This window comes from Sphingomonas pituitosa NBRC 102491, assembly GCF_001598435.1.
Taxonomy (GTDB): domain Bacteria; phylum Pseudomonadota; class Alphaproteobacteria; order Sphingomonadales; family Sphingomonadaceae; genus Sphingomonas; species Sphingomonas pituitosa.
In genome coordinates, this window is the sequence record NZ_BCYY01000022.1 from 79,467 (window position 1) to 86,065 (window position 6,599).

Below are 6,599 nucleotides of genomic sequence, written 5' to 3' on the forward strand. Positions count from 1 at the left end.
CAGCGCTACAGAGCGCCGGTCATGAAACGTCCCCAGCTTTCCGTCGTCGTCCCGTGCTACAACGAAGAAGCATGCCTCGACATGCTCCACGCCCGCGTCAGCGCCGCCGCGCGCGCTGCGGTGGGCGAGTCGTACGAGATCGTGTTCGTCAACGACGGCTCGCGCGACCGCAGCTGGGACGTGATGCAGCGCCTGTCCGCTGCCGATCCGCACCTCGTCGCGATCAACCTCTCGCGCAACCACGGCCACCAGCTCGCGCTCACCGCCGGGCTCGACCTGTGCGCCGGCGAGCAGATTCTGATCATCGACGCCGATCTGCAGGACCCGCCCGAGCTGCTGACCGAGATGCGCGCCACCATGGCCGCGCAGGGCGCCGACGTGGTCTATGCCGTCCGCCGCAAGCGCGAGGGTGAGAGCCTGTTCAAGAAGGCGACGGCGGCGGTGTTCTACCGCATGCTGGATCGCATCACCGACACGCCGATCCCGCTCGATACCGGCGACTTCCGCCTGATGAGCCGGCGTGCGCTCGACGCGCTGCTGTCGCTGCCCGAACAGGCGCGCTTCATCCGCGGCATGGTCGCGTGGATCGGCTTCCGCCAGGTGCCGTTCGTCTACGACCGGCACGAGCGCCATGCCGGCGAGACCAAATATCCGCTGGGCAAGATGATCCGTTTCGCGCTCGACGCGATCACCGGCTTCTCGACCGCCCCCTTGCGCTTCGCCAGCCATGTCGGGCTGCTGCTGACGGCAGCGTCGGTGCTCCTGATCCTCTACATCCTGATCGCGTGGGCGATGGGCCACGCGATCCAGGGCTGGACCTCGACGATGCTGGTCGTCGTCGTGATCGGCGCGGTGCAGATGTTCGTGCTGGGGATGATCGGCGAATATCTCGGCCGGCTGTACGTCGAGTCGAAGCGGCGGCCGCTCTACCTGATCGCCGATGTGGCCGGCCCCGTGCAGGGCCATGCCTCGCTCGGCTATCGCCACCAGGATTCGGGCGCGGTCAGCGTCTCGCCCCAGGCCCGCCACAACGACGCGGCGGAGTGAGTTTCTTCTAGATCCTCCCCTGTCTAGGCAGTCGCCTACGGCCAAACTACCGCGTCATCCCCGCGAAGGCGGGGATCCATTGGCGCTGATGCCGAACTTCTTTCCCCGAACGCACAGGCGAATGGATTCCCGCCTTCGCGGGAATGACGATGGTTGTTGAGGCGTCGACACCCCTCCGTCGCGCTTCGCGCGCCACCTCTCCGTACAGGGAGGATTTACCCCTTCGGCTCGGCGATCACGATGATCGACAGCCCCGGCGGCATCGGCAGGCGACCGAGCAGGTGCCGCTCCAGCCCGAAGATCGTCTCGAACGCCTTGTTGAGCAGCGCCGGCGGCGGCGAATCGTCGCTGTCGTCCTTGCCCATCAGCTTGCCGGCGAAGCGCGCGGCGACCGCCACCGGGAACAGCAGCGAGTTGAACCAGCGCAGCTTGCGCCACTTGAGCCCGGCCTTTTCCAGCGCCGCGAGCAGCGTGCCCTTGGAATAGCGGCGCTTGTGATGGTTCACCGTATCGTGGGCGCTCCACATCCACTGGTGCGCGGGCACGGTGATCAGGATCTTGCCGCCGGGCTTCAGCACCCGCGCCATCGCCTTGAGCGCGCCGACATCGTCGTCGATATGCTCGACCACGTCGAGCACCGCGATGAGGTCGTAGCTGCCGGGCTCGACCCCCGTCAGGTCGGGCAGCGGGGACGAACCGACCGGCTTGCCCAGCCGCTCGCTGGCGATGGCGGCGGCCGCGGGATCGATCTCGATGGCATCGACCTCGCCGAACGCGCCGAGCATCGGCAGGTTGTGCCCGGTGCCGCAGCCGATCTCGAGGATCCTGGCGTCCTTCGGCACCGCGCCGTAGCGGGCGAGATAATCGGCGAGGATGTCGCGGCGAGCGCGGTACCACCAATGGGTGGAATCATGCGCCGCCATGCGGTCGTAAACGATACGGTCCATTTCAGCCGAAAACCCACAAGCGATTGAGTGCAAAGGTTGCAAACGGCGTGACGAGCACCGCCGGCACCAGCGGCCACCAGGTGGGCCCATGGACCCAGGGGCCGGTCAGCAACCAGGTGAAGCCGGCGTTGAGCAGCATGCCCGTCGCCTGCACGACGAAAAATTTGAGCTTCAGCGCCGCATTCTCCTCGACGCCATGGCCCTGGAAGCTCCAGCGGCTGTGCAGGAAATAGCCGAAGACCACCGCGACCAGAAAGCCCGCCACCGAAGCCGCCACCGGATGGATGACATAGGTGGCGAGCGGCCAGTAGACGGCGGCATAGACCACCGTCGAAAGCCCGCCGACGATCACGAAGCGGATCAGCTGGCCCAGCACGCCGCTGGCGCGCAAAGCCTCCACTCGTTGCAATACTGCCGTCATCTCGCTTGCCCTCCGACCGGCGCTCGCCCTAATGCGCTGCAGCATCCGAGGAAAGCGATTTTGACGCCCAACATCCAGCGGCTTTTCCGCCTTCGAGACGAATTCGACCGCCACTGGCTGCTCTGGACGCTGGTCGCCTGGGCGTGCGTGACGGTTTGGTACCTCGTCCAGCGCCAGGCCAACATCTATTGGCTGACCCTCGGCGACACCGACGACAACATGCGGCTGATGCAGGTGCGCGCGCTGCTCGCGGGGCAAGGCTGGTACGATCTGCGCCAGTACCGGATGGATCCGGCGCTGGGCGGGTTCGACATCCACTGGTCGCGGATCGTCGACCTGCCGATCGCCGGGCTGATCCTGCTGCTCAAGCCGTTCGTCGGCATGGCCACTGCGGAGAAATGGGCGTGCGGCATCGCGCCGCTGCTGCCGCTGTCGATCACGATGACCGGTCTTGCACTCACCGTGCGGCGGCTGGTTTCGCATTTCGCCTGGCCGATCGCGCTGGTGCTGCTGATCGCCGCCTGCACCACGACGCTGCCGATGTACGCGCCGCTGCGCATCGACCATCATGGCTGGCAGCTCGCCGCGCTGGCGATGACCGTCGCCGGGATCGCCGACCCCAGGGGCGCCCGGGGCGGCGCGACCGTTGGGCTGGCCAGCGCCTTCTCGCTGTCGATCGGGCTGGAGTTGCTCCCCTTCTGCGCGATGGCGGGCGCGATCCTCGCGCTGCGCTGGGTTTGGGACGCGGCCGAGCGGCCCCGGCTGATGGTCTACGGCCTCACGCTGGGCGGCGGCTCGGCGATCGGCTTCGCCGCCTTCGCGTCGTACGCCAACCAGGCGATGCGCTGCGACGCGCTGACGCCGGTGTGGCTGAGCGTGCTGGTCGCCGCCGGTGCGCTGGTGGTCGCGCTGACGCTGCTCAATCCGGCGTCGCGCTGGATCCGGCTGGGGCTCGCGATCGTCGCAGGCGGACTGATCGTCGCGGGCTTCGTCCATTTCTTCCCGCAATGCCTCGGCCGGCCCGAGCAGGTCTCCGACGAGCTCTACCACACCTGGCTGTCCAACGTCCGCGAGGCGCGGCCGATCTACCGCCATCCCGCCGACGTCGCGATCCCAGTGGCGATCGTGGCGGGGCTGGGCCTGCTCGGTGCGCTGCTCGCGGTGTGGAACGCGCGGCGCAGCCCGAAGCTGGTCGGCTGGGTCGCGGTCGCGCTGTTCACCGCCTTCGCCGCCGCGATGCTGCTGTGGCAGATGCGCGCGGCGCCCGGCGCGCAGCTGCTCGCGGTGCCCGGCATCACGGCCTTGATCTGGATCCTCGTGCCCCTGATCGTCCGGCGCGGGCCGCTGTGGCTGCGCATCGGCGTGGCGGTGCTCGCCTTCGTCGGCGTCGGCGTGCTCGCCAGCGGCGTGAAGATGCCCTGGGCGACCAAGACCGCCTCCAGGCCCGGCAGCGACAAGGTACGCCAGGCGAACATCGCCTGCACCCGCACCTCGCAGCTGCGCACGCTCGACGCGATCCCGGCCGCGACGATGTTCACCCAGGTCGATCTCGGGCCGCGGCTGATCGTGGTGACCCACCACAACGCCGTCGCCGGGCCCTATCACCGCAACGGCCAGGCGATCCTCGACGTCCACCACGCCTTCACCGGCACGGCGGACGGCTTCCGTGCCATCGCCGCGCGGCACCAGGCGGCCTATCTGCTGCTCTGCCCCAACATGGCCGAGACAACCGTGTACCGTTCGCACAACCCGGTGGGCTTCTACGCGCAGCTCGCCAGGGGCCGGGTGCCGGACTGGCTGGAGCCGGTCGCGCTGCCCGACGGCTCGCCCTACAAGCTCTGGAAGATACGGTACCAGGGGCAGTAACCCGCCGGGCGGATGGACGGACGGGGGGCTGCCCGGCTACAGCGCCTCCCATGCCCGCAACCCCCGCCTGGCCGCCGCAATCCGCCCCCCGCCTGTTCGTCGCGGGCCCGCTCGAACCCGGCATGCGCCGGATCGACGGACCGCAGGCGCATTATCTGGGATCGGTGATGCGGCTGAAGCCGGGCGAAGCGGTGAAGCTGTTCGACGGCACGAGCGGCGAATGGCTCGGCATCGCCCGCGACGTGGGCAAGCGCGACCTGACGCTGGAGGTCACCGAGCAGCTCCGCCCGCACGAAGCCGTGCCGGACCTGTGGCTGTGCGCCGCACCGATCAAGAAGGGCCGCATCGACTGGGTGGCGGAAAAGGCCTGCGAGCTGGGCGTCGCGCGGCTGGTGCCGGTGCTCACCCGCCGCACGGTGATCGACCGGCTCAACCTCGATCGCCTGCGCAGCCACATGGTCGAGGCCGCCGAGCAATGCGGCCGCACCGCGCTGCCCGAGCTGGTCGAACCGGTGAAGCTCCCCGCCCTGCTCCGCGACTGGCCCGCGGACCGCGCGCTGTTCTTCGCCGACGAGACCGGCGGCGTGCCTGCCTTGGAGGCGATGCGGGCGCACCCGGGACCCGCCGCGATCCTGGTCGGCCCGGAAGGCGGATTCGACGCCGAGGAACGCGAATCGATCCGCGCCGTTCCGCAAGCGATCGGCATTGCGCTCGGCCCCCGCATCCTGCGCGCCGAGACCGCGGCGGCGGCGGCGGTAAGCCTGTGGATGGGCGCTGCCGGCGACTGGTAAACCGAACGGTACAAAAATCCGCTGGCGTCGTTTCGTCGGCATCGCTAAGGGCGCGAAAATGAGCACCAAGACCGTTTCGACCAAGACCGCGGCGGTCATCGAGGATCGCGCCCAGCTGGTGGAATATTTCGCCAAGGGCGAAAAGCCGGCGGAGCGCTGGCGCATCGGCACCGAGCACGAAAAGTTCGTCTATTGGATGGACGGGAGCCACCGTGCGCCCAGCTATGAGGAGCGCGGCGGCATCCATGCGCTACTGATCGGCCTCACCGAATTCGGCTGGAAGCCGATCTACGAGGGCGAGCACGTCATCGCTTTGTCCGGCCCCGACGGCGCGATCAGCCTGGAACCCGCCGGCCAGTTCGAACTCTCCGGCGCGCCGCTGGAGAATCTCCACGACACCTGCGCCGAAACCGGCCGCCACCTCAAGCAGGTCAAGGCCGTCGGCGACCGGCTGGGCATCGGCTTCCTCGGCATGGGCATGTGGCCGGACAAGACCCGCGCCGAGCTGCCGATCATGCCCAAGGGCCGCTACGAGATCATGCTGCGCCACATGCCGCGCGTGGGGAGCCTCGGGCTCGACATGATGCTGCGCACCTGCACGATCCAGGTGAACCTGGATTATGCCAGCGAAGCCGACATGGCGAAGAAGTTCCGCGTCGGCCTGGCGCTGCAGCCGCTGGCGACCGCGCTGTTCGCCAACTCGCCCTTCACCGAGGGCAAGCCCAACGGCTATCTCTCCTACCGCAGCCATATCTGGTCAGACACCGATCCGGCGCGCACCGGCATGCTGCCCTTCGTGTTCGAGGACGGCTTCGGCTACGAGCGCTATGCCGACTATGCGCTCGATGTGCCGATGTACTTCGTCTACCGCGACGGCAAGTATATCGACGCGGCGGGCCTCAGCTTCCGCGACTTCCTCAAGGGCGAGCTGTCGGTCCTGCCAGGCGAGCTGCCGACGATCGACGACTGGGCCGACCACCTCTCCACCGCCTTCCCCGAAGTGCGGATGAAGCAGTTCCTCGAAATGCGCGGCGCCGATGGCGGCCGCTGGGGCCGCATCTGCGCGCTACCGGCGCTGTGGGTGGGCCTGCTGTACGATCAGGGCGCGCTCGATGCGGCCTGGGATCTGGTGAAGGGCTGGTCGATGGAAGGCCGCGAGGCACTGCGCAGCGCGGTGCCGAAGCTCGCTTTGGATGCACCGTTGCCGGGCGGCGGCAAGCTGGCGGACATCGCCGGCGAGGTGCTGGAGATTGCCGGAGCGGGCCTCAAGGCGCGCGCGCGGCTCAACGGCTCGGGTGACAACGAATCCGGCTTCCTCGATCCGCTGCGCGAGATCGTGCGCACCGGCAAGGTGCCGGCACAGGTGCTGCTCGATCGCTATCATGGCGACTGGCAGGGGGATATCACGCGGGTCTATGGCGAGGCGAAGTTCTGATCCTGCGATCCTCCCCCGCCAGGGGGAGGTGTCAGGCGCAGCCTGACGGAGGGGGAGGAAGCACGCCGGCTGGTTGGTCGCTTACCTCCCCC

6 protein-coding genes are annotated in these 6,599 nt (G+C 68.6%); 4 read left to right on the forward strand and 2 right to left on the reverse strand.

Annotated elements, in window-relative coordinates:
* The first annotated feature begins 21 nt into the window (after positions 1-21).
* A complete protein-coding gene (locus tag SPI01S_RS17040) occupies positions 22-1,047 on the forward strand; it encodes a glycosyltransferase family 2 protein (protein WP_066725335.1) in 1,026 nt (341 codons plus the stop codon).
* A gap of 215 nt (positions 1,048-1,262) precedes the next feature.
* Here the strand turns inward: SPI01S_RS17040 and SPI01S_RS17045 are convergent, their stop codons facing one another.
* Positions 1,263-1,994 carry a class I SAM-dependent methyltransferase gene (locus SPI01S_RS17045; protein WP_066725336.1) on the reverse strand — a complete coding sequence of 244 codons (732 nt, stop codon included), beginning with the start codon at positions 1,992-1,994 and terminating at the stop codon, positions 1,263-1,265.
* Position 1,995: 1 nt separating this feature from the next.
* Entirely contained in the window at positions 1,996-2,415 is a 420-nt protein-coding gene (locus SPI01S_RS17050) for a GtrA family protein (protein ID WP_174539123.1), read from the reverse strand.
* 60 nt (positions 2,416-2,475) lie between these two features.
* On the opposite strand from SPI01S_RS17050, the gene SPI01S_RS17055 reads away from it, so the two are divergent.
* From SPI01S_RS17055 to SPI01S_RS17065, 3 genes are read left to right on the forward strand one after another with little or no spacing between them, the layout of a single operon-like run.
* Positions 2,476-4,281 (forward strand): hypothetical protein, encoded by a 1,806-nt coding sequence (locus SPI01S_RS17055; protein ID WP_084253537.1) that lies wholly within the window; start codon positions 2,476-2,478, stop codon positions 4,279-4,281.
* 50 nt (positions 4,282-4,331) lie between these two features.
* Positions 4,332-5,072: a 16S rRNA (uracil(1498)-N(3))-methyltransferase gene (locus SPI01S_RS17060; protein WP_066725337.1), complete on the forward strand. Its 741-nt coding sequence runs from the start codon at positions 4,332-4,334 to the stop codon at positions 5,070-5,072.
* A gap of 58 nt (positions 5,073-5,130) precedes the next feature.
* Positions 5,131-6,507 carry a glutamate--cysteine ligase gene (locus tag SPI01S_RS17065; RefSeq protein WP_066725338.1) on the forward strand — a complete coding sequence of 459 codons (1,377 nt, stop codon included), beginning with the start codon at positions 5,131-5,133 and terminating at the stop codon, positions 6,505-6,507.
* The last annotated feature ends 92 nt before the right edge of the window (positions 6,508-6,599 follow it).

Coding starts and splice junctions, on each gene's coding strand:
- SPI01S_RS17045 (WP_066725336.1), bottom strand. CDS start 1,994: ATGGACCGTATCGTTTACGACCGCATGGCGGCGCATGATTCCACCCAT.
- SPI01S_RS17060 (WP_066725337.1), top strand. CDS start 4,332: ATGCCCGCAACCCCCGCCTGGCCGCCGCAATCCGCCCCCCGCCTGTTC.
- SPI01S_RS17040 (WP_066725335.1), top strand. CDS start 22: ATGAAACGTCCCCAGCTTTCCGTCGTCGTCCCGTGCTACAACGAAGAA.
- SPI01S_RS17050 (WP_174539123.1), bottom strand. CDS start 2,415: ATGACGGCAGTATTGCAACGAGTGGAGGCTTTGCGCGCCAGCGGCGTG.
- SPI01S_RS17065 (WP_066725338.1), top strand. CDS start 5,131: ATGAGCACCAAGACCGTTTCGACCAAGACCGCGGCGGTCATCGAGGAT.